Source organism: Dactylosporangium sp. NPDC000244 (assembly GCF_040300725.1).
Taxonomy (GTDB): Bacteria; Actinomycetota; Actinomycetes; order Mycobacteriales; family Micromonosporaceae; genus Dactylosporangium.
In genome coordinates this window covers 59933-86533 of the sequence record NZ_JBEPEH010000016.1, presented here as the reverse complement: position 1 = coordinate 86533, position 26601 = coordinate 59933, and the positions used below count along the sequence as shown (strand labels likewise).

Genomic DNA, 26601 nt, shown 5'->3' with positions numbered 1-26601 from the left:
GTGCACGGATTACTGTCTTGGTGTGAGCGAACAACTTGCCGGCCCCACCGAGTGGCTGACCATGCCCGACGTCGCGGAGCGCCTCGGCATCCCGGTCAACCGGGTGCACCAGCTCGTCCGCGACCAGTCCCTGATCGCGGTCCGGGAGAGCGGCGTGCTGCGCGTCCCGGCGGACTTCATCACGGACGACGGGGTGGTCAAGCACCTCCCGGGCGTGCTCAATTTGTTGTACGACGCTGGGTACAACGAGGCGGAGGCCCTCCGGTGGCTCTACACGCCGGACGAGTCGCTGCCGGGCACCCCCGCCGAGGCACTGCGCGGCAACCGGGCGACCGAGGTCAAGCGGCGCGCGCAGGCGCTGGGCTTCTGACGGTGCGCTGGACCTACCTGCTGGTGCTGGCCGGCTGCCTGTTCGGCGCCCTGTGGCTCGAGCCGCTGCTCAAGGTCGGTGTCCTGCGGCAGGTCCGGCGGCTCGTGCTCACCATCGCGCCGGTCGCCGCCGTGTTCGTGGTCTGGGACCTGCTGGCCATCCACGCCGGGCACTGGACGTTCGATCCGCGCCAGATCGCCGGCGTCATCCTTCCGGGTGGCCTGCCGCTCGAGGAGCTGCTGTTCTTCCTCGTCGTCCCGGTGTGCGCGATCCTCGGCTTCGAGGCGACCCGCCAGACGCTCGAGCGGTGGTCGCGGCGGTGACCTACACCGCGGCGGCCCTCGCCGGCGTTCTGGCGGCATTGGTACTGGATGTGGCCGTGCTGCGCACCAGAGTCGTGCTCGGGCGCGTGTTCTGGTGCTCGTACCCGATCGTGGTCGCCTTCCAGCTGCTGTCCAACGGCATCCTGACCGGCCGCGGGGTGGTCCTCTACAACCCGTCGGCGATCATGGGCGTACGGCTGGCCTACGCGCCAGTCGAGGACCTGCTGTTCGGCTTCGCGCTCGTGCTCGCCACCCTGGCCCTGTGGGTCTTCTTCAGACCGCGCGCTGCGTCGCCGCCCCGGCCAGGCCCGTCAGAACCTCGCGAGCCTCGTCCGTGATCTCGGCCTCGGCCAGCGCCTCGAGCGCGGTGGCGGTCAGCTGCTCGATCCGCTCCTCGGTGCGCCGCAGCGCCCCGCTCTCGACGATCGTCTTGCGCAGCAGCGCCACGCCCCGCTCGTCGAGGCACGGGTCGCCGAGGTGGTCCTCGAACACGGCCGGCCCGACGCCCTCGATCGCGGCCGCGACGAGGTAGGTCCGCTTCCCCTCGCGCAGGTCGTCCCCGGCCGGCTTGCCGGTGACCGCGGGGTCGCCGAACACGCCGAGCACGTCGTCGCGCAGCTGGAACGCCTCGCCGAGCGGCAGCCCGAACGCCGAGTACGCCTTGGCGAGCCGCCCCCCGTCCGCCAGTGCCGCGCCGAACACCAGCGGCTGTTCGATGGTGTACTTCGCCGACTTGTACCGCGCCACCAGGCTCGCCCGGGCCGTGGACGTGTCGCCGGTGGCCTGGGTCTGCACGTCGAGGTACTGCCCGATGGTCACCTCGGTCCGCATCTGGTCGAACACGGGCCGCGCGCGGGCCAGCGTCGCCGGGTCGACCCCGCTGGCGTGCAGCATCTCGTCGGACCAGACCAGGCACAGGTCGCCGAGCAGGATCGCCGCCGAGGTGCCGAACCAGTCGCCGTCGCCCCGCCACCCGCCGGCCGCGTGCAGCCGCGCGAACCGCCGGTGCACGGCCGGCTCCCCGCGCCGCGTCTCCGAGCCGTCCATGACGTCGTCGTGGATGAGCGCGCTGGCCTGGACGAGCTCGAGCGAGGCGGCGGCCGCCACGATCTCGTCACGGTCCTCGCCGCCGGCCCCGCGATACCCCCAGTACGCGAACGCCGGCCGCAGCCGCTTCCCCCCACCCAGCACGAGCGCGTCGATCGCGCCGGCGACGGGCGCGAGGGCGTCGGCCTCGATCTCGTCGAGCCGGTCGCGCCGCCGCCGGAGGAACCCGGCGAGGGCCTCCTGGACCCGCTCGCGAAGCCCGGCCCGGTCGAGGAAGGGGTGTGTCACGGCAGAGACGCTAGTCCGAAACCAGCCGTCCCGACGAGCGGGTGTCGTGCCCGTCTCGCGCGATCCAGCGCACAGACTCGTACATTTCGGCGAATTCGCGATATCCCCAAGCACGCCGCAGCCCCGGCCGCACGGCCGCCACCTCCCGCGCGACGCGAACGGATCCGCAGGCCGCCCCCGCCGCGACACCGAGCCCCGCCGCCGAGCAGGCCGCGTCGAGCTCCCCGGCCGCGACCAGCGCCCGAGCCCGCGCGAGCTGCACGAGCCCGAGCCCCCGCAACCGCACGGAACCGCCGCCGGGCCCACTGCCACCGCCCCGGCCGCCTGCCCAATTGCCGCCTTGGGCGCCTGCGCCCCTGCCGTCACCCCGGCCGCCTGCCCAACTGCCGCCTTGGGCGCTTGCGCCGCTGCCGCCGCCGGGGCTGCCTGCCCCATTGCCGCCGCCCGGGCGGACTGCGCCACTGCCGCCGCCGGGCCGCGCCCCGCCGCCGCTGCCGTTGCGCGCGATCGGGCTCCCGCCGCCGCCCGCCCGTCGCCGGCCACCCGGCCCGTCGCCGGCTCTCGCGCGCGGGGCTCGGCCGGCTCGGCCGTCGCGGCTGCTCCCGCCGCCCTGTCCGCCAGCCCCGGGATGGCCGCCGGGACCCCGTTCGTCCCGCGCGCGGCCCGGTTCGCCGCCCGCCGCCGCGGCCCCCTCGCCGGGAGGCCGCAGGGCGGCGTCGAGCAGCCGCAGCGCGAGCCGGTGCCGCCCGAGCACCGCCTGACAGCGCCCGGCCGCGGCCGCGAGGTGGGCGTCGTCGAGCCAGTACAGCCAGGCGGGATCGTGCACACCCCGCATCCCGTGCGCCTTCTCGGCCGCGGCGAGCGCCGCATCGCACCGGGCCCGCTCGCCGAGGGCCGCCGCGGCCGCCGCCTCCCGCAGCCACAGGACCGCGAGCGTCCCGGCATCGGACGGCTCCGCGATCTGCCGCGCCGCCCGGGCCAGCCGCGACGCCCCGGCGCCGTCGCCGATCTCGGCCCGCAGCTGGGCCAGGCATCCGAGCAGGTGCCCGGCCAGCCCGCGCTGCCCGGCCCGCACGGCCGCCCGGACGCCGTCGCGCCCCAGCCCGGCCACCGCCCGCCCGTCGCTCGCGGCGCCCGCGTCCACCCCGGCCCACACCGCGAGCTGCGCCAGCTCCGCGACGAGCCCGAACTCGGCCCGCCCGCCGGAGGCCCCGGCCCGCCGCGCCGCCTCCGCGTAGGCGTCCCGCACGACCCGCACGACCTCGGGCCCCGAGAGGAGGTCGTCCATCCGCCGCAGCTCGGCCAGCCGCCCCGCGTCCAGCCCCGGCTCGCGCCCGTCCTGTCCTTCCCGCCCGGCGCCGGACCGGCGCCCGATCGCCCCGCCGGCTCGCGCAGCGGCCGCGGCGGGAGGCTCAGGCTCGGCGGTATCTGCCGCCCGATCGGCCCACCTGGCGGTCGGGCGTCCGGTCGCCGCGCGGCCTTGCGCGACGGTCGCGGCGGTATCTGCTGTCCGATCGGCCCACCTGGCGGTCGGGCGTCCGGTCGCCCCGCCGGTTTGCGCGACGGTCGCGGCGGGAGGCTCAGGCTCGGCGGTATCTGCCGCCCGATCGGCCCATCCGGCGAGCCGGCGCCGGCGCGAGAGGGCGGCCGCGCGCTCGAGGTCCTCGAGCGGCGCCTGCAGCACGAACGCGAGCCAGGCCAGCCACGGCGCCCCCGGCACCCGGTCGCCGCGCTCCCACCGCGACACCTCGTGCCGTGTGATCGTGGGCACGTCGGCGGCCGCGCACAGCATCTCGGCCAGCCGCAGCTGGGAGCGTCCGCGCGCGAGGCGCAGGCGGGTGAGCAGGGCGCCGAACGTCTCGTCGTCGCCCGGGACGGGGTCGGGTCGAGCTGGCATGATCCACCTCCCGGGAACGCCGCCCCGGGCCGGCGTCCACCACGGCGGCCCCACCCGAAGCAATGTCCACCCTCCTTATACCCCAGGGGTACGACAGGTTCCCCGCGAGAACGGGAGTGCTCATCGACGGGCTCGGGGCACTACAGTCTGGAGTGTGGCTCTCGGACTTCCCTCTGTCATGGCCGGCGGACCCGCCGCGATCGGTGAACTGATCGCGAACCAGGGCCCGACCTTCTCGTTCGAGTTCTCCCCGCCGAAGACGCCCGAGGGGGAGCGGCAGCTGTGGCAGGCGATCCGTGAGCTCGAGTCGCTGCAGCCGTCGTTCGTGTCGATCACCTACGGTGCCGGCGGCTCCACCCGCGACACGACGGTCGCCGTCACCGAGCGGGTCGCGACCGAGACCACGCTGCTGCCCATGGCGCACCTGACCGCCGTGAACCACTCCATCGCCGAGCTGCGCAACGTCATCGGCCAGCTCGCCGGGGCCGGCATCCGCAACTTCCTGCTCGTGCGCGGCGACCCGCCCGGCGACCCGACGGCGGAGTGGGTGCGCCACCCCGAGGGCGTGCTCTACGCCGAGGACCTGGTCCGGCTCGTGCGCGAGGCCGGGGACTTCAGCATCGGCGTGGCCGCGTTCCCCTACAAGCACCCCCGCTCGGCCGACGTCGAGTCCGACACCGCCAACTTCGTGCGCAAATGCCGGGCCGGCGCCGACTTCGCGATCACCCAGATGTTCTTCGACGTCGACGACTACCTGCGGCTGCGCGACCGGGTCGCCGCGGCCGGGTGCGCCACGCCGATCGTCGCCGGGATCATGCCGGTCACCAAGATCGGCACCATCGCCCGCTCTCAGCAGCTGACCGGCGCCCCGTTCCCGGCGGCCCTGTTCGAGCGCTTCGAGCGCGTCGCCGAGGACCCGGAGGCCGTGCGCCGCCTGGGCATCGACCACTGCACCGAGATGAGCCAGCGCCTGCTCGACGAGGGCGTGCCCGGCATCCACTTCATCACCTTCAACCGCTCGACCGCGACCCGCGAGGTCTGGCAGCAGCTCGGCGTCGGTGCGCGGGCCTGAACCCCTCGACTGGGACGGATACTGCGAGCGCTGGTCCGCCGCCCACGGCAGCTACGACCCGCGCACGGCCCCGTCCCTGGTCCGGGGCTGGCTGCGGCTGAGCCACGCCCTGGGCACGGCCCTGCTGCGGGCGGGCGTGCGCAGCCCCAACGCCGTGACGTCCCTCGGCCTGCTGCTCTCGGCCGCGGTACCGCCTGTGGCCGCCTTTCTCCCCGGCGGCCCGTTCTGGGCGGCCGTACTGGTCCTGCTCTCCGCGTTCGCCGACACCATCGACGGCGTGCTGGCGGTGCTGGCCGGCCGCGCGAGCCGTCTGGGCCAGGTCTACGACTCCGCCGCCGACCGCGTGTCGGAGGCCGCCTGGCTCCTGGCCTTCGCCCTGCTGGGCGCCCCGGTCTGGCTGACCGTCGCGGCGGGCGGCGCGATGTGGCTGCACGAGTACGTCCGGGCCCGCGCCTCGATCGCCGGCATGACGGACATCGGCACCGTGACCGTCGCCGAGCGCCCGACGAGAGTCCTGCTCACGATCTTCGGCCTGCTGGCGACCCTCGTGGAGCCGCGGGCGTCGACGGTCACGATGGCCGCGGCGCTGCTGATCACTGTGGTCGGCTTCGCACAGCTCCTGCGAGCGGTCCGCCGGGCCCTGCGGTGAGGTGCGGAGACGATAAGTCGGGCACTTCGTGCCGCGACTTATCTGACTTATACCCCGTCGGCCCATAAATCCGATTCCGCGGAATCGGAGCGCGTCCAGGGCTCGGCAGCATCCACGCGGCGAGGGCGAGCCGCTCGTCGCTCGGCGGGTCCGTCCTCGCCCAGCCGGCCGTCGAGCGGGGCGAGCGTCAGTGCCCACGCTCGACGGCCAGCGGCATCCACGCGACCAGCGCGCGGTCCGTCGCTCAGCGGGACGAGCCGCGGCGGGCTCAGTCCGCGTCGGCGCCCAGTGCGCGCTCGAAGGCCAGCAGCGTCGACACGACCAGCGCGCGCTGCTCGTCGCTCAGCGGCCCCAGCGCCACACGCCACGCCGCGGCGCCCCGCCCCAGCCAGCCGTCGATCGCCGCATGATGCTCCGGCGCGATGCTCACGATCGTCCGCCGCCGGTCCGCGTCGTCCTCCCGCCGCCGCAGCACCCCCTTCCGGCTGAGGTCGCCCACCATCAGGCTCACCGTCGCCGGCGCCACCTCGAGCCGCGCCGCCAGCTCGCCGACGCCCAGCGCGCCCTCCAGCAGCAGGTACGACAGCAGCGACAAGTGCCGCGGCGCCAGGTTGAACGATGCCAGCTCGGGCGGGGGCGGCGTGCGCTTGGCCCGGCCGACCATGCGCGGCATGAGCAGCAGCAGGGTGCGGACGGCGTCATCGACCGACGTTGACACTGTCTTGCTCCTCAAAGTAGCTTTGCAATCAAAGCAAATTCATCAACAAAGCGAAGGCGAACCCATCATGACCGACGAGCCGGAGCCGGACCGGGTCCGGGCCGCCCGCGAGCAGCTCGCCGCGATCCACGACATGCTCCGCCGGGACCTCGCCGCGGCCCGGCGCGATCCCCGGGCGCACTGCCTCGCGTTCTGCGCCGCGCTCAGCGGGCACCACGGCAACGAGGACGCCGTGTTCCCGCGCATCGAGCGCGCGTTCCCGCAGGCCGCCCCGCTCATCGCGCGGCTGCGCGACGACCACCGGCGCATCGCGAGCCAGATCGCCGCGGAGCCGGACACCGACACGCTGGAGCGCATGGCGGCCGAGCTCGAGGAGCACTTCGCGGTCGAGGAAGCGGAGTTGGTACCGCTGATCAGCCGCCTATGAGCCCGGCCACGATCTTCGCCGAGAGCATGACGAGGGGCAGCCCGCCGCCGGGGTGCACGGACCCGCCCACCAGGAACAGGCCCGGCACTGGGGCACGGTTCGGCGGGCGCAGGAGGCCGCCCAGGCCGTGGCTCGCCGTGCCGTAGATCGCGCCGCCGGGGGAGCGCGTCGCCCGCTCCAGGTCGGCCGGGGTGAGCACGTCGCGGAAGAGCAGGCGGTCGCGCACGTCGTACCCCCGCGCGGCCAGCACCCCGAGCACCCGCTCCGCGTAGTCGTCCCCGGCGGCGGTCCAGTCGACGGCGCCCTGCGGGGCCGCGTTCACCAGCACGAACCAACCCTCGTGGCCGTCCGGGCGCACGAGCGGGTCGTCGGCGGCGGTGACGAAGACCGTCGGGTCCTCGACGGGGCGGGGCGGGCTGCCGAAGATGGCGTCGAACTCGGCGTCGTAGTCGCGCGGGAAGAAGACCGTGTGGTGGGCCAGGCCCGGGGTGCGCCCGCGCAGGCCGAGCAGCAGCACGAAGCCGCCCAGGCTGCGCGTCTCCAGGCGGCGGGCCAGGCGCGGGCGGGGGAGCAGGTCGCGGTACACGTGCAGCGCGTCGGCGTTGGCCACCACGACGTCGGCGGGGACCTCGGTGCCGTCGGCCAGGACCACGCCGGCCGCGCGGGAGCCGGCCACGGCGATCGAGCGCACCGCGGCCCCGGTGACCACGCGCACGCCCCGCTCCAGGCAGCGCTCGAGCAGCGCGTCGGCGAGGGTGCCGAGGCCGCCGCGCAGGTACCACCCGCCGAACTCCAGCTCCGCGAACGGGATCGCCAGCAGCGCGGCCGGGGCGCGGCGGGGGTCGGCGCCCGTGTACGTCGCGTAGCGGTCCAGCAGCATCCGCAGCCGCGGGTCGCGCAGGTGCGTGCGGCCCAGCCCGCGCAGCGTGCGCCCGGGCGCGATCGCGGCGAGGTCGCGCAGGCGCCACGCGAGGCCGGCCATCCGCAGCGGGGAATCCACGGGCGCGGTCAGCACGTGCCGCCAGGACGTCGCCCACACCCGCCCGGCCCGCCGCCACAGCCGCCGCCAGTCCGCCGCCGCGCCGGCCCCGAACGCCGCGGCGATCCGCTCGGCGAACGCGTCCCCGGCGGCCGAGTCGAGGGTGGAGCCGTCCGGGAAGTGGTGGCGCACGATGGGGTCGAGCGGCACCAGGTCCAGCCCGCCGCCGCCCGTCGAGGCGAAGAGCTCGGCCGCGACCTGGGGCAGCGTGAACAGGCTCGGCCCGGTGTCGAAGCGGAACGTCCCGGCATCGGTCTCGCGCACGTGCCGCCCCAGCTTGCCGCCGACCGTCTCCGCCTGCTCGAACACGGTCACCCGGTGCCCGGCCGCGCCCAGCCGCGCCGCGACGGCCAGCCCGCCGACCCCGGCCCCCACCACGACTACAGTTGCCACGTCGGACGGCCCTTCCACGTCGTGCGGCCGCGGCGCGCGAACGAGCGCACCACCAGCCAGGCGAACAGCAGCACCGACACCGGGTGGGCGAGGGCGTCGGGCAGCACGCGGCCGCCGGTCGCCCGGGCGCTCACGACGCGGCCAGCCACGCCCAGGCCGTACGCCAGCAGCCCCCACCACTGTCCGAACAGGACGGACGCGGGCGCCACGACGTAGAGCGCCAGCAGCAGCCCCAGCACCGCCGCCGCGCCCGCGGGCGAGCCGAACGAGGCCCACAGCGACTTCGAGTAGCCCTCGGCGAGCTCGCTCCAGGAGTCGTACATCCGGCAGCGCGCCAGCCCCGAGCCGTCCGCGAGCGCGATTTTCCCGCCGGCCCGCTTGACCGCCCGCGCGAGCTCGATGTCCTCCAGCACCTTGTCCCGCACCGCCGCGTGGCCGCCCGCGCGCACGTACGCGTCCCGGCGCACGACGAGGAACTGCCCGCCGGCCGCGGCCAGCGACGGGCGGGGCGAGCGCTCCATGGCCCGCAGCGGCAGGAACGTCAGCCAGGACCACTGCAGCAGCGGCTGGACGAGGCGCTCGCCCGCGGTGCCGGTCTCGATCCGCGGGTACGGGCTGAGCAGGTCCACATCGGACCGTCGCAGCAGGACGGTCGCGCGGTCGACGGCGTCCGGGGCGAGCACGACGTCGGCGTCGAGGAAGACCAGGACCGTCGCGTCACCGGCGGCGTCGGCGAGCTGCTGGCACGCGTGCGGCTTGCCCAGCCAGCCCGGCGGCAGCGGGCGCCCGGCCAGCAGCGTCACCCGGTCCCCGGCCACGCGCCGCACCAGCTCCGCGGTGCCGTCGGACGAGCCGTCGTCAAGAATCAGCAGGCGTACGGCGGGCGGCAGCTCCAGCAGCGCGCGCAGGCACGGCTCCACCCGCCCGGCCTCGTCGCGCAGCGGCAGGAGCACCGCCACGGAGTCGGCCGCGGAGTCCACTGGGGAGTCCGCTGTGGAAATCGGGCGCCGTAGGAGGCGGGCGTTCACGAGCGTGTGGACCAGCAGCGCGAGCAGGGCCGCGCAGGCGATCAGGAGCGCCACAGCCGCACCGCCAGCGGGATCGCGACGAGCCCCATGCCCAGGGCTCCCCAGGCCGCCGACGCGGGGAGCCCGAGAAGGACCGCATGGGCCAGGATGCTCGAGGCGTACGTCCACAGGTACATCGCGTACATGGGCGCGTCGTTGCCGGGCTTCGCTCCCGCCGCGGCGTGCAGCAGGGCCATGAGCGCGACGGCCACGACCAGCCAGCCGAGGTAGTTGGTGAGCGGGATGCCCGCCACGCCGGGGAGGGCGGGCGAGTCCGTGTGCCACAGCCAGTACCGTTGCCGGACCATCTGGGGATCGAGGAACAGGTCCCAGGCCGCGAGCCCGACGCCGGCCACGGCGATGCGGGCACCGGTTCGCGCGGTCAACCGCCCCGCGGCGACCCACGCGGGCCACGCCATCCACGTCCACGCCAGCGGGATGACCAGCGGCACGCCGAGCAGTCGCGGGCCGAGCGCGCCGGTGTAGTCGTAGTCGCCGAACGGGTAGCCGGTCGAGCGCCCGATCGCCTCGACGAGGAACCCGCCGCCGGTCGTCACGAGCACCAGGGCGCCGGCGGTGCGCGGGCCGCGGGTCACCCACGCGTGCGCGACCGACACGACGTACCCGAGGCCGACGGTGGCGACCACGAGCGCGGTGCGGGCGGGGCCGCCGGTCAGCGGGTACGCGATCTCCGCGAGCACGAGGGCGCCGAACAGCGCCCAGATCGGTCTCACAGCGGCAGCCGGCGGCCCAGCACGGCGAAGGGGCGGTCGTCGCCCGGGAAGTTGAAGTGGCGCAGGACGTCGACGAAGCCGAAGCGGCGGTACAGCCGCCACGCCCGCGAGGTGTCCTCGGGCGCCTCCGGGGTGGACAGCAGCACGGTCTGGTGCGCCGCGCGCTGGAGCAGGTCGTGCAGCTGGCGGGCCCCGATGCCGTTGCCCTGCGCGTGCGGGCGGACGTGCAGCTCGACCAGCTCGAAGCAGTCGGTCAGCCAGAGCTTGCGCGCGTCGCGGCGCAGCGCGTTGCGCACCTGGTCGTGCCACCACTGGCCGCTGGTGCCGCGGTAGCCGTAGCCGAAGCCGAGCAGGTTGCCGTCGTCGTCGAGCGTGGCGACCGCCTCGAACGAGTCCCGGCGGGTGTGCCCGGCGACGTAGCCGCGACGGGTCTGCAGCAGCTGCACGGAGTACCCCATCGCCTCCCCGTAGACGGCGATGACGTCATCGAGCCGCTCGAGCAGGTCCTCGCCTCGCCACCGCACGAGCCTCACTGGCCGTCCCTCCACCCGATCACCTGTCGGTCGCCGTCGATGCCGAGCACACGGAAGCGGGCGAACAGCTCCTCCGCATACCATCCCAGCTCCGCCGTGCGCGTCACGACCGCGGCGTGCTCGGGCCGACGGTACGCGAACCGCACGACGTCCGCCGCGGAGCGCCAGACGCTCATCGTGCCCTGGAATCCTACGGGGGCCTCGCCGAAGCCGAAGGCGCAGTGGAGCCCTTCGGCCCCGTCGACGGCGATCCCTTCGATGGACTTCCAGAACGCTCTCGCGAGCCGCGGCCGCAGTCGCGCTCGTGTGAGCACCGCGACCGGCCCGTCGTCCTTAACGGCTTGCACCGGCTTTCCGGCTTGCACCGGCTTTCCGGCTTGCACCGGCTTTCCGGCTTGCACCGGCTTTCCGGCTTGCACTGGCGTGAACGGCGACCTTCCGGACCACGTCCCGCGGGCGGCGATCGGCTCCAGCGTCAGGGTGCAGCTCGAGATCGCGCCACGCATCGGCGGTACCGTGGCCGCGTCCCCGGCCACCAGAGCGGCCCATCGGGTCAGGTCGGCCGAGCCCACCCCGAACTCGCTGCCCCTGCCGGTGCCGAGCAGCTTCGCGAACTCGGCCGTGCGCCGGACCCGCCGCCGGTCGAACGCCATGGACCAGAACATCGCCGGGATCGCGCGCTTCGGCACCCGCCACACGTGCAGCCGGACGGTCACGCCACTTCGGCGGCGGTACCGCTGGTGATGCGCACCAGCTCCGCGTACGTGATCGGGAAGACCGCCTGGGGGATGCCGCCCGCGGCCCAGACCTCGCCGTACTGCCCGAGATCCACGTCCACCAGCGTGCGCAGCGGCTTCGGGTGCCCCAGCGGCGACACCCCGCCGATGACCTGTCCCGTGTTGACGCGCACGAAGTCCGGCTCGGCGCGCTTGAGCTTGGCGATGCCGAGCAGCGCGGCGACCTTGGCCGTGTCGACCCGGTGCGCGCCGGACGTGAGCACGAGCAGCGGCTCCCCGTCGGCGTTGAAGATCAGCGAGTTGGCGATCTGGCCCACCTCGATGCCGAGCGCGGCGGCGGCCGCGGCGGCGGTGTGGACCGGCTCGGTGAGCACCTTGACCTGGCACGGGCGGCCGGATTCGTCGCGGGCCCCGGCCGCGTCGAGCGCGTCCTGGATCGCCTGGACGTTGGGATGAGGCTGCATGCCTTCTATCTTGCCTTCCCTGCTTCGGCCGGCCTCCGGGCCTTGGTCGTCGCTCGCTTGGTGCCGATATGTCGGCCGCTTCGCGGCCGAACCGGCCGACATATCGGATTTATACGGCGCTGGGCGATATGTCCATTACCGCGGCCTCGTATTTTTGTCGTACCCCGCCGCTATGGTGCGGATATGACGGTGGGGGCGCGGCGGATGCGGGCCCAGCTGCTGTCCGGGCCACCCGCGGACGGCGCGCTGGCCGCGGTCGAGCGGCTGGTGGGCGTGCAGGCGCAGTCCTGGCCCGCGGCCCGCCTCGCCGTGCGGGCCCGCACCCGGGACGTGACCGCCGCCGACGTCGACGGCGCCCTGGCCCGCGGCGAGCTGGCCCGCACCTGGCTGATGCGCGGCACCCTGCACCTGGTCGCCGCCGCCGACCTCGGCTGGCTGACCGACCTCTTCGGCCCGCTCAACCGGGCCGCGGGGCAGCGCCGGCGCGAGGAGCTCGGTGTCGTCGACGAGGTTGTCGAGCAGGCCCTGGCCGAGCTGCCCGGCATCCTGGCCGGCGCGGGCCCGATGGACCGCGCCGAGCTGATCACCCGCCTGGTGCGCCGCGGCGTGCGCGTCGAGGAGTCCGGCCAGGCGCCCGCCCACCTGGTGGCCTGCGCCGCCTCCGAGGGCCTGGTCTGCCGCGGCCCCGACGTGCGCGGCCGCCCGACGGTGCTCCTCGCCGGCGAGATCCGCGCCGCGCCGGCGACGGGCGGCCCGCGCCGCTTCCCCGGCGACGCGGCCCTGGCCGAGCTGGCCCGGCGCTACCTGCTCGGCTACGGCCCCGCGAACGAGGCCGACCTCGCCACCTGGTCAGGCCTGCCGCTGCCCACCGCCCGGCGCGCCCTGACCCTGTGCTCGGACCCCGCCGGCCTGGCCGCGGCTGTCCCGCCCGCGCGGCTGCTGGGCCAGTTCGACGCGGTCCTGCTGGGGTACCACGACCGCGCCTTCGTCCTGCCTCCCGAACACGTCCGCCGCGTCAACGCGGGCGGCGGCCTGATCGCCCCCACCTTCCTGGTCGACGGCCAGGTCGCCGGCGTGTGGCGCCGCTCGGGCCGGCGGGTCGTGCTCCGGCCGTTCACCGCCGGCCGCCTGCCGGGCAAGGTGCGGGGCGCCATCGAGGCCGAGGTCGCGGACATGGCCCGCTTCCTGGGCGAGCGCCTGACCCCGGCCTGGGAGGACGCATGACCTCGCTCAGTAGTCGTCGCGCCCCGGCCCTGACCTTGGCCTTGACCTGCATGACCTCGTCCAGCCGTCATCGCGCCAGGGCTCTGACCTCGTCCGGCCGTCGTCGCGCTCGGGTTCTGACCTCGGCTCCCGTGCTGCCGCTCGGCCGCAGGGATGATCACCCGAACGGATGTTCGAAAAACCTGCCCCAAACACTGCCGCGCACGAACCCCGCGGTGTACTCTTAATCCATCGAACGAATGTTCGAACTGCTTCGGGAAAGCGATTCGCGGCGCTGATCCCGAGCGCGGTCCGCGACACCGCGGAGGCCGGATTTTCGCGGGTCTGGCCTCAGGCGGGGCCGCCGTTCGCCGTCCACGACCCCCGGGCGGCGAACGGCGACCCAGCCGGTCGGGTGTGGTGTGGGGAAGCTCCACACCCGACCGGCACGCCGTCGCAGTCGCGGACCGGCACTCGCTCGACCTACAACTTCATCCGTTCCCCGGGCTCCACCGCTCCATCCCGATCCCGCGGCGTGACTGGAAGACGGCTCCGGCCGACTCCCGCGCACCCGCGGCCGAGGCTCCGCAGCTTCGCCCGACCGGCGAGGACTGATCCACACCGCCAGGCGGTCGCGACTCCCCCCGCGACGGCCCGGCATGCGCACCACGCGCAACCCACAGGCGCAGGCACGACCCTGCCGACGCACCACCGAGGGAGAGCACCGATGCCGACGAACCGATCGACCAGCTCGTCCAACATCAGTCGTTTCCCGGCCCCCGCCTCGACCGCCGGGCCGGACGGCGGTGCGTCCCGCCGGCAGCTCCCGATCCCCGCGCACGCGCTTCCCCACCGCACCCCGCGCGAGCTGCTCACCATGGCCCGCCACGGCCTGGAAGAGGCCGCCGAGATCCGCGCCGACGGCATGCGCTACGCGACCGCCCACCTGGCCGCCCTGCGCGCGGCCGCCGCGGTCCTGGCCGCCCGAGCCGTCCCCGCCGCCCCCGGCCGCCGCAGCCGAGTGACCAGCGTCTGGTCCCTGCTGGTCCTGGTCGCCCCGGAGCTGAGCGAGTGGTCCGCCTTCTTCGCCTCGACCGCGAGCAAGCGCTCCGCGGCCGAGGCCGGCATCCCGCGCGTGGTCACCGCCCGTGAGGCCGACGACCTGATGCGCTCCGCGGAGCAGTTCATCGCCGTCATCGAGGTCGCCCTCGGCTACTCATACCAGCCGAGGCTCGAAGGCCTGGCCAGCTGACCCGCCGTCCCGCCAAGCCCGTGCCCGCCACCACCAGCCGCCCGCGCTCGTCGCCACCCGAGCCCCCGGCCCCACCCAGCGCCCCGGCCCCGGATCACACCGCGGCCGGCGCTGGCCCACGCCCGGGCACGAGGAGCGCGTCAAGCTCTTCGGCCCGCACGCCCGTCAGCTCCCCGGCTCCCGCTCATTCCGCGGCGTCCGCCCGATCCTCGACGCCCGTCGCGCCGGAGTGCACCGATCTGGCGCCGCGCCGTTCGGTGACCAGTGCCGGGCCGCGCTCAAGTGCGAGGAGCGCGCCGGGCTCGTCGGCGTCTGGACGGGCCGCGCGATCGGTTTCGGCCGTCTTCTCGCGCTCCGGCTCGGTGCCGGGCCCGAGCGTGATCGCCTCCTCGCCCTCCGAGCCTGCGGCGCGCCCGGCCCCCGTGTCCGTGGCTCCTGCAGCAGTGCCGGGTCAGGAGCAGGTCGCCTTGGCTGCCGGTCGAGTCGCGGGCGGCGTTCTTGCGGCCCGGCCCGTCGGGGCAGTGGCCTCTGATGCTGCGACGCGGCCGGTCTTCGTCGCGCCGCATTCGGCTGTGCCGGTGCTCGCCGCGTTCGTGTCGCTGTCCGAGTCCGTCGCGGGCGGTGAAGCATCCGTCGTCGCGCCTCGGGCTGTTCCCGCGGTCGAGTTCAAGCCGCCGATCGAGTTCGAGTCCGGCTCCGAATGTGACGATCGCGTGGTTGCGTCCGGAATTCTCGGGGCAGTGCAACCGTTCGGCGCCCCCGTGTCTGGAGTGCAGCCGGTGGCCAGGGTCCGGCCGTTCGACGTTGCTGCGTCCGAGCGCGTTGCTGACGCATCCGTGGTGCGGTCGGTCGGCGCGGCCGAGCGCGTTGCCGACGTGTCCGGGGTGCGGTCGGTCGCTGCGGGCGGGCGTGGTGTTGCCGTGGCCGGGGTCTCGGTGCTTGATGTTGGCGTGTCCGTTCCTGCGTTTGTGCCGATGGCCCCCACCGTCGTGTACGCGCCGGTCGTGGCCCCGCCCGAGGGCTCGGTCTCTGTGTGGTTCGTTCCGCCCGGGGCCGCGTGGCCCGGATTCCTCACCGCGCCGCCGGGCGAATCCGCCGGCGGCGAGCGCGAGGACTGAGCGGTCGCTCGTCGCCAGGTAGCGCGGCGAGCTGAGGGCGATTTGCCCGTATTTATGCAGACTTATCTTCCGGGGATTCGCCGGGAGGCCGGGTAGCACAACATGTGGGGGAGCAAGGAGCCGTGGCTGGCACATCGGCTTCGGTGGGCGCCGAGTTCGAGGGCGGGGCGTACGACGACGTGCGCCCCGAGGATGACGACTGGTCCACGATCAGCGTCGTCGGGGGCCGGGCCGCCCGGCGCCTCGATCGTTCGGCGGCCGCGGAGTCCGGGGGCGGGCGGGCGGAACCCGGTGGGGCGCTGGGGGAGGCCCGGGCCTTCGTGCGCCAGCTGGCCGGCCGGGACAAGGGCGGGGCCACAGTCACGGCCATCGGCGCGGCGACGTCCGCCGGACTGGCAGGCCCGGCAAGACGCGGCGGCGCGGAGACCGCCGGAGAGCGCCGAAGCGTCCAAAGCCCTGCAAAACGGGGCAACGCGGAGGCTGTCGGAGAGCGCCGAAGCGCCCAAATCCCCGCAAAACAGAGCAACGCGGAGACCGTCGGGGAGCGCCGAAGCCCCGAGAGCCTCACAAGCCGGGAAAGCGCGGAGATCGTCGGGGAGCGCCGAAGCGCCGAGAGCGCAGAGAGCACTGGGAGACGGCGGGCCGCGGGGCGGCAGGTCGTGCAGGCCGCAGGGCTGGGCGGCGTGGTGCGTACGGCCGGCGAGCGCGATGCCGAGATCCTCGCCGGCGCGAAGACCTTGCCCGTGCTCGCCGGGCTGCGGGACCTCCTCCCAGGCGGCGGGCTGCGCCGCGGAGCGACCGTGGCCGTGCACACCTCCTCCGTGCTGCTCGCCCTGCTCGCGGCGGCATCGAGGAGCGGGTCCTGGTGCGCGGTCGTCGGGCTGCCGGCGCTCAGCCCGGTCGCGGCCGCCGAGATGGGGATCGCGCTCGAGCGGCTCGCGCTGGTGCCGCATCCCGGTACCGAATGGACCACCATCGTGGCCGCGCTGCTCGACGGGTTCGACATCGTCGTCGCGGCGCCGCCGGGGCCGATCGCGCCCGTCGTGGCGTCGCGGCTGGCGGCCCGGGCCCGGCAGCGGGGGAGTGTGCTCATGCCCGCCGGGTCGTGGGCGGGGGCCGATCTGGTCCTCGCGCCGATTCGCCGGGCCTGGGCCGGGCTCGGGGCTGGGCGTGGGCGCCTGCGGGCCCGGGAGCTCACCATTCAGGCCCGGGGGCGCGGGTCCGCCGCCGCGCCGCGCGAGGTCACGCTGCGGCTTCCCGAGGTCTCGGGCGTGCTGCCGGCGGTGGCCGGGTCGGCGGAGAGCAGGCCGGCGGTGGCCGGGGCCGGGAACGACGCGGTGCAGAACAGCCCGCTGCGCAGGGTGGGGTGACGAGGGCCGTGCGGACGATTGTGATCTGGTGTCCCGACTGGCCGATCGTGGCGGCCGAGATCGTGGACGGCTACCCGGCGCAGGAGCCCGTCGCCGTCCTGCACGCGAACCGGGTGCTCGTCGCGTCCCCGGCCGCGCGGGAGGAGGGCGTGAAACGCGGGCTGCGCAAGCGCGAGGCCCAGGGGCGCTGCCCCCACCTGATCGTGCTGGAGCACGACCCCGGCCGCGACATGCTCGCGTTCGAGCCGGTCCTCGCGGCCGTCGAGGGCATCGCGGCCGGGGTCGAGGCGCTGCGGCCGGGGGCGTGCGCGCTGGCCGCTCGCGGGCCCGCGCGGTACTACGGCGGCGAGGCGGCCGCGGCCGAGCGGATCGTCGAGCAGATCGCGCAGCAGTGCGGCGTCGAGGCGCAGGCCGGCATCGCCGAGGGCACGTTCGCGGCGGGGCTGGCCGCGCGGGCGGGCGTCCTGGTGCCGGACGGCGAGACCGCGGACTTCCTGGCGGGGCTGAGCATCGCGGCGATCGGGCGGCCCAACCTCGTCGACCTGCTGCGGCGGCTCGGCATCCACACGCTCGGGGAGTTCGCGGCGCTGCCGGGGGCCGACGTGCTGGACCGGTTCGGGTTCGACGCGGCGCTCGCGCACCGGCTGGCCGGCGGGCGCGACGAGCGGCCCCTCGCCCCGCGCCGCACGCCGCCCGACCTCGACGTGAGCGAGACGTTCGACGAGCCGATCGAGCGCGTCGACGCGGCCGCGTTCGCCGCCCGGGGGCTCGCCGAGCGGCTGCACGACCGGCTCGCCTCGCACGGGCTGGCCTGCACCCGCCTGGCGATCGAGGCGACCACGGAGACCGGCGAGGAGCTGGTCCGCACCTGGCGCCACGACGGCCTGCTGAGCGTGAACGCCGTCGCCGACCGCCTGCGCTGGCAGCTGGAGGGGTGGGTTCGGCTCGCGCAAAACGGACAAGAGAAAAGAATCGTAAGAATCAGACTTGTTCCCGAAGGGGTGGTCGAGCACCTTGGGCTGCAACCCGGGCTCTGGGGCGAGGCCGGCGAGGAGCGCGACCGGGCGCACCGGGCGATGAGCCGCGTCCAGGGACTCCTCGGCCCCGACGCCGTGCTCACCGCCGTGCTCGACGGCGGCCGCGCCGACAAGAGCCGCATCCGCCTCGTGGCCTGGGGCGACGAGCGGGTCGCGCGGGGCACCGAGGCCCCGTGGCCGGGCCGCGTCCCGGGCCCGAGCCCCGCCACCGTCTACCCCGAGCCCCTCCCCGCCGAGGTCCTCGACGAGCACCACCAGAGGGTCCAGGTCAGCGGCCGCCTGGAACTGGGCAGTCCCCCCAGATACGCACAGATCGCCGACGAGCCGGCAGTCGAGATCAAGGCCTGGGCCGGCCCCTGGCCGATCGACGAGCGCTGGTGGGACGAGGAGGAGGCCACACGGGCGGCCCGCTTCCAGATCCAGCTCGAGGACGAGCGCGCCTACCTGGCGGTACTGCGGAACGGATCCTGGTTCATGGAAGCGATGTACGACTGATGGGCTTCACCAATCCCGACATCCCGTGGAAGCGGCTGCAGCAGCAGATGAGCTGGGAGCCGCCCGGCCCGGACTACCACCCCGACGTCCTGTCGGCCGACGGCGGCGACGGCCCGGCGTGGTCCCGCAAGCGCCCGGAGTATCAGAAACCAGACATACACTATCAAAAATCGACCGTCCCGTACGCCGAGCTGCACTGCCACAGCAACTTCAGCTTCCTCGACGGCGCGAGCCACCCCGAGGACCTGGCCGAGACCGCCGCGCGCCTGGGGCTGGAGACGCTCGCGATCACCGACCACGACGGCTTCTACGGCGTCGTGCGCTTCGCCGAGGCCGCCCGGGCGCTCGAGCTGCGCACGGTGTTCGGCGCGGAGCTCTCCCTCGGCCTGCCCGGCCCGCAGAACGGCGAGCCCGACCCGCTCGGCCGGCACCTGCTGCTGCTCGCCCGCGGCCCCGAGGGCTACGCCCGGCTCTCCCGCGTGCTCAGCGAGGCGCACCTGCGCGGCGGCGAGAAGGGCCGCCCGGTGTACGACCTGGAGCAGACGGCCGCCGCCCTGCGCGACCACGTCGTGCTGCTCACCGGCTGCCGCAAGGGCCTGGTGCCCGCGGCCCTGCTCGAACACGGCCCGGCCGCGGCCCGCAAGGAGCTCGACCGGCTCACCGCGCTCTTCGGCCCCGAGTCGGTGGTCGTCGAGCTGACCTCACACGGCGACCCCCTGGACGACGAGCGCAACGACGCCCTGGCCGGCCTGAACCCCGGCCTCACGACCATGGCCACCAACAACGTCCACTACGCCCAGCCCCGGCAGCGCAGGCTCGCCACCGCCCTGGCCGCGGTCCGGGCCCGCCGCAGCCTCGACGAGATCGACGGCTGGCTCCCGGCCGCCGGCTCGGCCTACCTGCGCTCCGGCGAGGAGATGGCCCGGCGGTTCGCCGCCTTCCCGGATGCCGTACCGAACGCGGCGAGACTCGGCCGCGAGCTCGCCTTCGACCTGCAGCTGGTGGCCCCGAACCTGCCCGCCTACCCGGTGCCCCGGCCCGGCGTGAGCGAGATGGAGTGGCTGCGCCACCTCACGGCGCAGGGCGCGAAGGAGCGGTACCCCGGCAACCAGAAGGCCCACGAGCAGCTCGAACACGAGCTGGCGCTGATCGAGGAGCTGGATTTTCCGGGGTACTTCCTGGTGGTCCACGACATCGTCACCTTCTGCCGCGACAACGGCATCTACTGCCAGGGCCGGGGCTCGGCGGCCAACTCCGCGGTCTGCTACGCGCTCAAGATCACCAATGTCGACGCGGTGCGGTGGGGGCTGCTGTTCGAGCGGTTCCTGTCCCCGGAGCGCGACGGGCCGCCGGACATCGACATCGACATCGAGTCCGACCGGCGCGAGGAGGTCATCCAGCACGTCTACGGCAAGTACGGGCGCACCTTCACGGCCCAGGTCGCCAACGTCATCTCGTACCGCCCGAAGTCCGCCGTCCGCGACATGGCCAAGGCGTTCGGCCACTCACCGGGCCAGCAGGACGCGTGGAGCAAACAGGTCGAGCGCTGGGGTGCCATAGCCGTGAGCGAGGTGGAGGAGATTCCCAAGCCCGTCGTGGACTTCGCCAACGAGCTGCTGACCTTCCCGCGGCACCTCGGCATCCACTCCGGCGGCATGGTCATCTGCGACCGGCCCGTGATCGAGGTGTGCCCGGTCGAGCACGCCCGCATGGAGAACCGGACCGTCCTGCAGTGGGACAAGGACGACTGCGCGGCCGTCGGGCTGGTCAAGTTCGACCTGCTGGGCCTGGGCATGCTCTCGGCGCTGCGGTACGCCTTCGAGATGATCGACTCCGAGCTGGACATCGCGCACATGCCCCTGGACGACCCCGAGGTGTACGACATGCTCTGCCGCGCCGACTCCGTGGGCGTGTTCCAGGTGGAGAGCCGGGCCCAGATGGCGACCCTGCCGCGGCTCAAGCCCCGCGAGTTCTACGACCTGGTCGTCGAGGTCGCCCTGATCAGACCGGGTCCGATCCAGGGCGGCTCCGTGCACCCGTACATCCGCCGCAAGAACGGCCAGGAGGAGATCACGTATCCGCACGAGCTGCTCAAGCCCTCGCTGGAGAAGACCCTCGGCGTGCCGCTGTTCCAGGAGCAGCTCATGCAGATGGCCATCGACGTCGCCGGGTTCACCCCCGCCGAGTCCGACGAACTGCGCCGGGCCATGGGCTCGAAGCGCTCGATGGAGCGGATGGGCGCGATCCGCGACCGGCTCTTCGCCGGCATGGCCCGCAACGGCATCACCGGCCCGCTGGCCGCGGAGCTGTTCGACAAGCTGGCCGCGTTCGCCAACTACGGCTTCCCGGAGAGCCACGCGATGAGCTTCGCCTACCTGGTCTACGCGAGCGCCTGGCTCAAGCGGTACCACCCGGCCGCGTTCTGCGCCGCGCTGCTCAACGCCCAGCCGATGGGCTTCTACTCGCCGCAGTCCCTGGTCGACGACGCCCGCCGGCACGGGGTGGAGGTGCGCCGGCCCGACATCAACGCGAGCGCCGCGGCGGCGACGCTGGAGGGGGAGCACCTCGACGAGATCGCGGACGCCCCGCGCGACTGGGGCCGCGGCGGCCCCGCCGTACGGCTCGGCTTCACGTCCGTGCGCACGCTGGGCGACGCGGTGGCCGAGCGCATCGCGGCGGTACGGGCGGAAGGCGGCCCCTACACCTCGCTGACCGACGTCGCGCGGCGGGCCGGCCTGTCGGCGGTACACCTGGAGGCACTGGCGACCGCGGACGCCTTCGCGAGCCTCGGGCTCACCCGGCGCGAGGCGCTGTGGGCGGCCGGCGCCGCGGCCCGCGAGACGGCGAACCGGCTGCCCGGCACGGTCGGCGGCCAGCACGCCCCGATGCTGCCCGGGATGGACGCGGTCGAGCGGATGGTCGCCGACGTGTGGGCGACCGGCCTGGCCCCGGACGCGCACCCGGCCCAGTTCGCCCGCCCCTACCTCGACACCATCGGCGCCGTCTCGGTCGAGGCCCTGCACGGGGTCTCGGCCGGGCGCCGGGTGTCGGTCGGCGGGATCGTCACCCACCGCCAGCGCCCGGCCACGGCGGGCGGGGTCACGTTCATCAACCTCGAGGACGAGACCGGGATGCTGAACGTGACCTGCACGCCGGGGCTCTGGCAGCGGTACCGCAAGGTCGCGCGGACGGCGAACGCGATGGTGATCCGCGGGGTGCTCGAGAAGGCCGAGGGCGTGCTCAACCTGCGGGCCGATCACCTGGCGGTGCTGAGCCTGCCGATCCGCTCCCCGAGCCGCGACTTCCGCTGAGCCCCGCGGGTCCCGCTCACCCGGTCGCGAGCCGGTCCCAGTCGGCCGCGAACTTCATCGGGTCGGACGGGTCCGCCTTGATCGGGATCACGCCGCCGGGCTGCATCACCGAGACGCGATCGAGCGGCACCGCGAACACGGCCGGCCCGGCGACGGGGGCGCGGCCCTCGACGGCGACGTGCAGCTGGGCCGAGTACACCGGCCGCCCCTGCTCGTCCAGGCTGCCCGCGAACTCGGCGGCGAGCACCCGGATGGTGCCGGGAAGCCCCGTGGCGAGGATCTGCTCCCTCGTGAACGCGGATACGGCCAAGGGCGCCGGCGCCGCCGCGAAGGACCACTCGATCAAGACCTTGGCCGGGTCCAGCGGGTCCACGAGCACCGTGAGCGGGCGGCCGGCGGCGAGCATGCCGGTCGCGATGAGCGGCACGAACTCCTTCACCGTCGTGTCGTAGGTGCCGTGCCCGGGCGCGGTGATGCGCAGCTGGAGGGCGACCTGCGGCTGCTCGTTCACGTACACCCCGGTCTGGCGCGCGCCGAGCACCTGCGCGGTGCCGCGTACCCCGCGCTCGAGCAGCGCCGGGGCCTCCCCGGTGCCCGGTACCTCGCGCTCGAGCAGCGCCCGGGCCTCGCGGAACCGCCGGTGCAAGCGCATCCCGAACACGAACAGGATCACGGCGGTGGCCGCGAGCGCGACGCCGACCAGCAGGAACGTGGTCCTCACCACGGGCACGAAGCTCCCGACCACGATGAAGGCGACGCCGAGGAGAAACTCGAAGACGGCAATCAGATACATGATGATGGCCGGCCCGCGCAGAGTGGTCATGCCGCGAATGGTGGGACAGTCAGCCCTTCGCCGCTGTCGTCTCCGCGACGGGTTCGTGTCGCTTCGTGCGCCACAGCCAGAAGAGTCCGATGAACGGCAGGATCAGGGGGACGTACCCGTACCCCTGTCCGTAGTCCGACCAGACCGTCGCGTCCGGGAACGCCTTGCCGTCCACGAGGCTCGCGGTGCCCACGGCGAGCACCCCGAGCAGCTCGAACCCGACCGCGAACCAGGCGACCCGGCGCGAGGTGGCGCTGGAGCGGGCCAGGGCGACGGTGGCCACGATGTAGACGAGCGCGGCCAGCGCGGACAGCGAGTAGGCCAGCGGGGCCTCGGAGAACTTGGTGCCGATCTGCACGCCGGCCCGGGCGCTCGCCGACAGCGCGAAGACGCCGTAGACGAACACGAGCACGCGCCCGAAGCCGCGGTTCAGCGGTTTGCCGGTCGAGCCGGTGGGTTTGGGTGTGTCAGCCATTCCAGATCTGTCCGAGTCGCAGGATGAGCACGGGCACGATGACCGCCGCCGCGCCGATGAGCAGCGATCCCCAGCGGGTCGGCTCCATGCGGGCCAGCACGATGCCGGCCGGGGGGAGCAGGACCGCGGTGAGCAGGTATCCGATGAGCGTGACGAGGTCCCCGCCGTGCGGCTCGCCACCGCCCGCCAGCCGCACCACCAGCGCCACGACCTGCACGAGCACCAGCGCCTCGACCAGCCAGAGGCCCGCGAACAGCGGCCGGGACGGCTCACGCTGCCGGAAGAACTCCACGAACGCCCAGGCGGCGAGCGCGAGCGACAGCACGTGGGTGGCGACAGCCAGCGGCCCGATCACGGCCGAAGCGTATCGGGCCGCGCCGGATGCCCTGGCTGGAGGTGCCGGCCGGATGTCTCGGCCGGATGTCTCGGCCGGAGGTAGGACACGCCCTGCTCCGCGAGCATGGTTCACTTCTGTCGGCTACCCGCCACTGGCACATTTCCGGGATTGTTCCGCGCCACCGTGGCCGTACCGTTCATCGCAGCGAAACACGACGACCAAGGGGAACGACAATGAGCGACTTCGACGCCGGCGACACTGGTCACGACGTGGACTACGGCCACTTCGAGGCCGGTCAGGAGCACGGCCAGATGGACCAGCTGCACCACGCGGCGGGCTCGGAGGCCGACTACAACAACCAGTTCGGCGTGTTCGAGCAGGACCACCACACCGCCGAGTCGACGGACTTCTCGCAGGGCCACCACGTCGAGTACGACGCGCCGGCGGCCGTGCACTACGAGTCGGACGACTTCACGAACTACTCGCACGACGCGACCTCGGACGACCACGTCTTCGCCGCCGAGGGCAGCGAGAACGCCCACCAGGCCAACTTCAACGAGCTCGACCAGCTGGAGAACAGCTTCGGCAAGTCGTTCGTCGACGGCACGGAGTTCCACAGTGGCGAGGGCCAGTTCGGCGTCGCGGGCAACTAGTCCCAGCCCGCACCACCCAGCACCAAGCATCAGCACAGAGAGTGCCCGGCCGGCTCGCCCCGGCCGGGCATTCGTGCGTCCGGCGGGGTCCCTCAGGCGTGGCCGAGAATGCGGTGGGGGACGTACGGGGACTCGAGGCGTTCGACCTCCCGCTCGTCCAGCGACAGCTCCGTCGCCGCGATGGCGTCCTCCAGGTGGTGCAGCTTCGTTGCGCCGACGATCGGGGCCGTCACCGCGGGCTTCGACAGCAGCCAGGCCAGGGCCGTCTGGGCCGGGGAGACGCCGCGCCCGGCGGCCAGGGCGGCGTTGGCGTCCACGACGTTGAAGTCGTCCTCGGAGTACAGCTGGTCGCCGTACGGGTCGTTGTTCGCCCGGGTCGTGCGCCGCTCGCCGCCGCGGCCCCGGTTGCCGGCCAGCAGGCCGCGGGCCAGCGGGCTCCAGGGGATCACGCCGACGCCCTGGTCCGCGCAGAGCGGGAGCATCTCGCGCTCCTCCTCGCGGTACACCAGGTTGTAGTGGTTCTGCATCGACACGAACGGGGTCCAGCCGTTCTCGCGGGCGAGGTACTGGGCCTTGGAGAACTGCCAGGCGTACATGCTGGACGCCCCGATGTAGCGGGCCTTGCCGGCGCGGACGACGTCGTGCAGGGCCTGCATCGTCTCCTCGATCGGGGTGGCGGGGTCCCAGCGGTGGATCTGGTACAGGTCGACGTGGTCGGTGCCGAGGCGGCGCAGCGAGTCGTCGATGCCCGCGAGGATGTGCTTGCGGGACAGGCCGCCGTCGTTGGGGGCGTCGCTCATCCGGCCGTGGACCTTCGTGGCCAGGACGTAGTCGTCGCGGCGCTGGAAGTACTTCGCCAGCAGCCGGCCCGTGATCACCTCGCTGGCGCCGAGGGAGTAGACGTCGGCCGTGTCGAAGAACGTGATCCCGGCCTCGGCGGCGCGGCGCACGAACGGGTCGGCACCCTCCTCGCCCAGCGCCCAGGGGCGCTGGGCCGGATCGCCGTAGCTCATCATGCCGAGACAGATTTCGGAGACCTGCAGGCCGGTCCGGCCGAGTCGCACTTGCTTCATGTCTGAAAAACTATCGTGGTGCCCATCCTCGGACGACTGCATCTCGTGACCGACACCCGGCCCGGCCGCAACGCGCTCGAGGTCGTCGCGGCGGCCCTGCGCGCCGGCTTCGACACGGTGCAGGTGCGCCCCGAGGACGCCCTGACCGACCGCGAGGCCTTCGAGCTGACCGTGCGCGTGCTGGCCATGTGCCGCGAGCTGGGCCGCACGTGCCTGGTCAACGACCGGCTGCACCTCGCGCTCGCGGCCGGGGCCGACGGCGGGCACGTCGGCGCCGACGACCTGCCGGTGGCCGCGGCCCGGCGCATCCTCGGCCCGCACGCGATCCTCGGCGCGACCGCCCGCGACCCGCACACGGCGCGCCGGGCGGTCGCCGACGGGGCCTCCTACCTCGGCGTCGGGCCCGCGTTCGCGACCACCACGAAGAGCGGGCTGCCCGACGCGATCGGCCCGGCCGGGGTGCGCGCGGTGGCCGAGGCGGTGCCCGTGCCCGTGGTGGCGATCGGCGGGGTGACCGCGGCCCGGGCCGGCGAGCTGTTCGCGGCCGGCGCGCACGCCGTCGCCGTGGTGGGCGCGGTCAGCGGCGCGGCGGACCCGTACGCGGCGGCCCGGGAGTTCCTGGAGTGCCCGGCATGAGCATGAGCATGAGCATCGGCATCGTGGGCGGCGGGATCATCGGGCTCAGCATCGCCTTCGAGCTCGTCGAGCGGGGTGCCGGGGGCATCACGGTGTACGACGGCGACCCCGCACGAGGCGCCGGGCTGGTCGCGGCCGGGATGCTCGCGCCCACGGCCGAGGCCGTCTTCGGCGAGGAGGATCTGCAGGCGCTGATGCTCGAGTCGATGCGCCGCTGGCCGTCGTTCGCCGAGCGGGTCGAGGCGCGGACCGGACTGCCGATCTCGTACCGCACCGACGGCACCCTCCTCGTCGCGCTCACCGCCGACGACCAGGCCGAGATCGACCGGCTCATCGGCTTCTACCGCCGCGCCGGCACCCCGATCGAGCCGCTCACCGGCCGCGAGCTGCGCGAGCGCGAGCCGCTGCTCGCCCCGCGGGTCCGCGGCGGCGCCCTCGCCTCCGGCGATCACCAGGTCGACCCGCGGCTGCTGCTGCGGGCCCTGCGCACCCTGCCGGTGCGGTTCGAGGCGCGGGACGTCGCCGACCCGTCCACCCTGCGGGACGATGTGATCATCGTCGCGGCCGGCGCCGCTTCGGCCGCGCTGACCGGGCTGCCGGTGCGCCCGGTGAAGGGCCAGCTGCTGCGGCTGCGGGGCGCCGAGCCGCTGCTGCGCCACGTCGTGCGGGGCGTGGCCCGGGGCCGGGACGTGTACCTCGTGCCGCGCCGCGACGGCGAGCTGGTCGTCGGCGCCACCGAGGAGGAGCGCGGGGCCGACACCACGGTCACCGCCGGCGGCGTGCTGGACCTGCTCCACCCGGCCGCCGACCTGCTGCCCGGGGTCGCGGAGCTGGTCCTGGCCGAGACCCTCGCCGGCCTGCGCCCGGGCACGCCCGACAACGCCCCGGTCATCGACCGGCTCGCGTCCGGGGCGATCGTCGCCACCGGCCATCACCGCAACGGGGTGCTGCTGGCCCCGGCGACCGCCGCCGCCGTCGCCGACCTGGCGCTGCTCGGCGCGACCGGGGTCGACGTTCGAGCCTTCGGGGCCGGGCGCTTTACCTGACGGCTCCGGCGGCG

28 protein-coding genes are annotated in these 26601 nt (G+C 74.4%); 15 read left to right on the top strand and 13 right to left on the bottom strand.

The window, feature by feature from the left end; genetic code table 11:
* Nucleotides 1–22: 22 nt before the first annotated feature.
* From ABT369_RS23460 to ABT369_RS23450, 3 genes are read left to right on the top strand one after another with little or no spacing between them, the layout of a single operon-like run.
* Nucleotides 23–370, top strand: coding sequence for an Rv2175c family DNA-binding protein (locus tag ABT369_RS23460; protein WP_350614896.1), 348 nt, complete (start codon nucleotides 23–25; stop codon nucleotides 368–370).
* Nucleotides 371–372: 2 nt separating this feature from the next.
* Entirely contained in the window at nucleotides 373–693 is a 321-nt protein-coding gene (locus ABT369_RS23455) for a lycopene cyclase domain-containing protein (RefSeq protein WP_350614895.1), read from the top strand.
* Nucleotides 678–1031 carry a lycopene cyclase domain-containing protein gene (locus ABT369_RS23450; RefSeq protein ID WP_350614894.1) on the top strand — a complete coding sequence of 118 codons (354 nt, stop codon included), beginning with the start codon at nucleotides 678–680 and terminating at the stop codon, nucleotides 1029–1031. Before ABT369_RS23455 ends, ABT369_RS23450 begins: the two co-directional genes overlap by 16 nt.
* On the opposite strand, the gene ABT369_RS23445 is transcribed toward ABT369_RS23450, so the two are convergent.
* Nucleotides 967–2028, bottom strand: coding sequence for a polyprenyl synthetase family protein (locus ABT369_RS23445; RefSeq protein ID WP_350614893.1), 1062 nt, complete (start codon nucleotides 2026–2028; stop codon nucleotides 967–969). The two genes, ABT369_RS23450 and ABT369_RS23445, sit on opposite strands and share 65 nt — an antisense overlap.
* 10 nt (nucleotides 2029–2038) lie before the next feature.
* Complete coding sequence (locus ABT369_RS23440) at nucleotides 2039–3925, bottom strand: NsdA family TPR-like regulatory protein (protein WP_350614892.1); 1887 nt, start codon at nucleotides 3923–3925, stop codon at nucleotides 2039–2041.
* A 154-nt stretch (nucleotides 3926–4079) separates the two neighbouring features.
* Here ABT369_RS23440 and metF point away from each other — a divergent pair, with 154 nt between their 5' ends.
* Nucleotides 4080–4997 (top strand): methylenetetrahydrofolate reductase [NAD(P)H], encoded by a 918-nt coding sequence (gene metF, locus ABT369_RS23435; RefSeq protein ID WP_350614890.1) that lies wholly within the window; start codon nucleotides 4080–4082, stop codon nucleotides 4995–4997.
* A complete protein-coding gene (locus ABT369_RS23430; RefSeq protein WP_350614889.1) occupies nucleotides 4984–5646 on the top strand; it encodes a CDP-alcohol phosphatidyltransferase family protein in 663 nt (220 codons plus the stop codon). The genes metF and ABT369_RS23430 overlap by 14 nt, the downstream gene beginning before the upstream one ends.
* 268 nt (nucleotides 5647–5914) lie before the next feature.
* On the opposite strand, the gene ABT369_RS23425 is transcribed toward ABT369_RS23430, so the two are convergent.
* Nucleotides 5915–6364: a MarR family transcriptional regulator gene (locus ABT369_RS23425; RefSeq protein WP_350614887.1), complete on the bottom strand. Its 450-nt coding sequence runs from the start codon at nucleotides 6362–6364 to the stop codon at nucleotides 5915–5917.
* A gap of 67 nt (nucleotides 6365–6431) precedes the next feature.
* Here ABT369_RS23425 and ABT369_RS23420 point away from each other — a divergent pair, with 67 nt between their 5' ends.
* Nucleotides 6432–6791 carry a hemerythrin domain-containing protein gene (locus tag ABT369_RS23420; RefSeq protein ID WP_350614886.1) on the top strand — a complete coding sequence of 120 codons (360 nt, stop codon included), beginning with the start codon at nucleotides 6432–6434 and terminating at the stop codon, nucleotides 6789–6791.
* Here the strand turns inward: ABT369_RS23420 and ABT369_RS23415 are convergent.
* Genes ABT369_RS23415 through ABT369_RS23390 form a run of 6 tightly spaced genes read right to left on the bottom strand, consistent with a single transcriptional unit; the run spans nucleotide 6778 to nucleotide 11758 of the window.
* A complete protein-coding gene (locus tag ABT369_RS23415; RefSeq protein WP_350614884.1) occupies nucleotides 6778–8223 on the bottom strand; it encodes a phytoene desaturase family protein in 1446 nt (481 codons plus the stop codon). The genes ABT369_RS23420 and ABT369_RS23415 overlap by 14 nt on opposite strands.
* The gene (locus tag ABT369_RS23410; protein WP_502891810.1) at nucleotides 8211–9305 is read right to left on the bottom strand and encodes a glycosyltransferase family 2 protein; all 1095 of its coding nucleotides are present in this window, start codon (nucleotides 9303–9305) and stop codon (nucleotides 8211–8213) included. Before ABT369_RS23410 ends, ABT369_RS23415 begins: the two co-directional genes overlap by 13 nt.
* Entirely contained in the window at nucleotides 9293–10024 is a 732-nt protein-coding gene (locus tag ABT369_RS23405) for a carotenoid biosynthesis protein (protein ID WP_350614883.1), read from the bottom strand. Before ABT369_RS23405 ends, ABT369_RS23410 begins: the two co-directional genes overlap by 13 nt.
* Nucleotides 10021–10557, bottom strand: coding sequence for a GNAT family N-acetyltransferase (locus ABT369_RS23400; protein ID WP_350614881.1), 537 nt, complete (start codon nucleotides 10555–10557; stop codon nucleotides 10021–10023). Before ABT369_RS23400 ends, ABT369_RS23405 begins: the two co-directional genes overlap by 4 nt.
* On the bottom strand, nucleotides 10554–11210 hold the full coding sequence (locus ABT369_RS23395; protein WP_350614879.1) for a monooxygenase: 657 nt from the start codon (nucleotides 11208–11210) through the stop codon (nucleotides 10554–10556). The genes ABT369_RS23400 and ABT369_RS23395 overlap by 4 nt, the downstream gene beginning before the upstream one ends.
* A 59-nt stretch (nucleotides 11211–11269) precedes the next feature.
* Nucleotides 11270–11758, bottom strand: a complete 489-nt coding sequence (locus ABT369_RS23390; RefSeq protein ID WP_350614877.1) for a YbaK/EbsC family protein — start codon at nucleotides 11756–11758, stop codon at nucleotides 11270–11272.
* A gap of 183 nt (nucleotides 11759–11941) precedes the next feature.
* Here ABT369_RS23390 and ABT369_RS23385 point away from each other — a divergent pair, with 183 nt between their 5' ends.
* The 6 genes from ABT369_RS23385 to ABT369_RS23360 all read left to right on the top strand — a co-directional run bounded on the left by ABT369_RS23385 (nucleotide 11942) and on the right by ABT369_RS23360 (nucleotide 21544).
* A complete protein-coding gene (locus tag ABT369_RS23385) occupies nucleotides 11942–12982 on the top strand; it encodes a winged helix DNA-binding domain-containing protein (RefSeq protein ID WP_350614875.1) in 1041 nt (346 codons plus the stop codon).
* A 706-nt stretch (nucleotides 12983–13688) separates the two neighbouring features.
* A complete protein-coding gene (locus tag ABT369_RS23380) occupies nucleotides 13689–14213 on the top strand; it encodes an SAV_6107 family HEPN domain-containing protein (protein WP_350614873.1) in 525 nt (174 codons plus the stop codon).
* A 578-nt stretch (nucleotides 14214–14791) separates the two neighbouring features.
* Complete coding sequence (locus ABT369_RS23375; RefSeq protein ID WP_350614872.1) at nucleotides 14792–15331, top strand: hypothetical protein; 540 nt, start codon at nucleotides 14792–14794, stop codon at nucleotides 15329–15331.
* 659 nt (nucleotides 15332–15990) lie between these two features.
* Entirely contained in the window at nucleotides 15991–16701 is a 711-nt protein-coding gene (gene imuA', locus ABT369_RS23370; protein ID WP_350614871.1) for a DnaE2-dependent mutagenesis accessory factor ImuA', read from the top strand.
* Between the two features lie 8 nt (nucleotides 16702–16709).
* Nucleotides 16710–18233 carry a DNA polymerase Y family protein gene (locus tag ABT369_RS23365; protein ID WP_350614869.1) on the top strand — a complete coding sequence of 508 codons (1524 nt, stop codon included), beginning with the start codon at nucleotides 16710–16712 and terminating at the stop codon, nucleotides 18231–18233.
* Nucleotides 18233–21544 (top strand): error-prone DNA polymerase, encoded by a 3312-nt coding sequence (locus ABT369_RS23360; RefSeq protein ID WP_350614868.1) that lies wholly within the window; start codon nucleotides 18233–18235, stop codon nucleotides 21542–21544. The genes ABT369_RS23365 and ABT369_RS23360 overlap by 1 nt, the downstream gene beginning before the upstream one ends.
* A gap of 16 nt (nucleotides 21545–21560) precedes the next feature.
* On the opposite strand, the gene ABT369_RS23355 is transcribed toward ABT369_RS23360, so the two are convergent.
* From ABT369_RS23355 to ABT369_RS23345, 3 genes are read right to left on the bottom strand one after another with little or no spacing between them, the layout of a single operon-like run.
* Nucleotides 21561–22367, bottom strand: coding sequence for a hypothetical protein (locus ABT369_RS23355; RefSeq protein WP_350614866.1), 807 nt, complete (start codon nucleotides 22365–22367; stop codon nucleotides 21561–21563).
* A gap of 19 nt (nucleotides 22368–22386) precedes the next feature.
* Nucleotides 22387–22842: a hypothetical protein gene (locus ABT369_RS23350; RefSeq protein WP_350614864.1), complete on the bottom strand. Its 456-nt coding sequence runs from the start codon at nucleotides 22840–22842 to the stop codon at nucleotides 22387–22389.
* Nucleotides 22835–23197 carry a hypothetical protein gene (locus ABT369_RS23345; protein ID WP_350614863.1) on the bottom strand — a complete coding sequence of 121 codons (363 nt, stop codon included), beginning with the start codon at nucleotides 23195–23197 and terminating at the stop codon, nucleotides 22835–22837. The genes ABT369_RS23350 and ABT369_RS23345 overlap by 8 nt, the downstream gene beginning before the upstream one ends.
* A 215-nt stretch (nucleotides 23198–23412) precedes the next feature.
* Here ABT369_RS23345 and ABT369_RS23340 point away from each other — a divergent pair, with 215 nt between their 5' ends.
* Nucleotides 23413–23832: a hypothetical protein gene (locus ABT369_RS23340; protein WP_350614861.1), complete on the top strand. Its 420-nt coding sequence runs from the start codon at nucleotides 23413–23415 to the stop codon at nucleotides 23830–23832.
* 92 nt (nucleotides 23833–23924) lie between these two features.
* On the opposite strand, the gene ABT369_RS23335 is transcribed toward ABT369_RS23340, so the two are convergent.
* Nucleotides 23925–24905, bottom strand: coding sequence for an aldo/keto reductase (locus ABT369_RS23335; RefSeq protein ID WP_350614859.1), 981 nt, complete (start codon nucleotides 24903–24905; stop codon nucleotides 23925–23927).
* 18 nt (nucleotides 24906–24923) lie between these two features.
* Between ABT369_RS23335 and thiE the strand changes: the two genes are divergently transcribed.
* Both thiE and thiO read left to right on the top strand, forming a co-directional pair.
* Nucleotides 24924–25541 carry a thiamine phosphate synthase gene (thiE, locus tag ABT369_RS23330; RefSeq protein ID WP_350614857.1) on the top strand — a complete coding sequence of 206 codons (618 nt, stop codon included), beginning with the start codon at nucleotides 24924–24926 and terminating at the stop codon, nucleotides 25539–25541.
* The gene (gene thiO / locus ABT369_RS23325; RefSeq protein WP_350614855.1) at nucleotides 25538–26587 is read left to right on the top strand and encodes a glycine oxidase ThiO; all 1050 of its coding nucleotides are present in this window, start codon (nucleotides 25538–25540) and stop codon (nucleotides 26585–26587) included. Before thiE ends, thiO begins: the two co-directional genes overlap by 4 nt.
* Nucleotides 26588–26601: the final 14 nt, after the last annotated feature.

Bases quoted from the DNA above. Each gene is read 5' to 3' on its own strand.
- ABT369_RS23390 (WP_350614877.1), bottom strand. From the start codon at position 11,758: ATGCAGCCTCATCCCAACGTCCAGGCGATCCAGGACGCGCTCGACGCG.
- ABT369_RS23340 (WP_350614861.1), top strand. From the start codon at position 23,413: ATGAGCGACTTCGACGCCGGCGACACTGGTCACGACGTGGACTACGGC.
- ABT369_RS23440 (WP_350614892.1), bottom strand. From the start codon at position 3,925: ATGCCAGCTCGACCCGACCCCGTCCCGGGCGACGACGAGACGTTCGGC.
- ABT369_RS23335 (WP_350614859.1), bottom strand. From the start codon at position 24,905: ATGAAGCAAGTGCGACTCGGCCGGACCGGCCTGCAGGTCTCCGAAATC.
- ABT369_RS23355 (WP_350614866.1), bottom strand. From the start codon at position 22,367: ATGACCACTCTGCGCGGGCCGGCCATCATCATGTATCTGATTGCCGTC.
- ABT369_RS23385 (WP_350614875.1), top strand. From the start codon at position 11,942: ATGACGGTGGGGGCGCGGCGGATGCGGGCCCAGCTGCTGTCCGGGCCA.
- ABT369_RS23380 (WP_350614873.1), top strand. From the start codon at position 13,689: ATGCCGACGAACCGATCGACCAGCTCGTCCAACATCAGTCGTTTCCCG.
- thiO (WP_350614855.1), top strand. From the start codon at position 25,538: ATGAGCATGAGCATGAGCATCGGCATCGTGGGCGGCGGGATCATCGGG.
- ABT369_RS23360 (WP_350614868.1), top strand. From the start codon at position 18,233: ATGGGCTTCACCAATCCCGACATCCCGTGGAAGCGGCTGCAGCAGCAG.
- ABT369_RS23395 (WP_350614879.1), bottom strand. From the start codon at position 11,210: ATGGCGTTCGACCGGCGGCGGGTCCGGCGCACGGCCGAGTTCGCGAAG.
- ABT369_RS23420 (WP_350614886.1), top strand. From the start codon at position 6,432: ATGACCGACGAGCCGGAGCCGGACCGGGTCCGGGCCGCCCGCGAGCAG.
- ABT369_RS23350 (WP_350614864.1), bottom strand. From the start codon at position 22,842: ATGGCTGACACACCCAAACCCACCGGCTCGACCGGCAAACCGCTGAAC.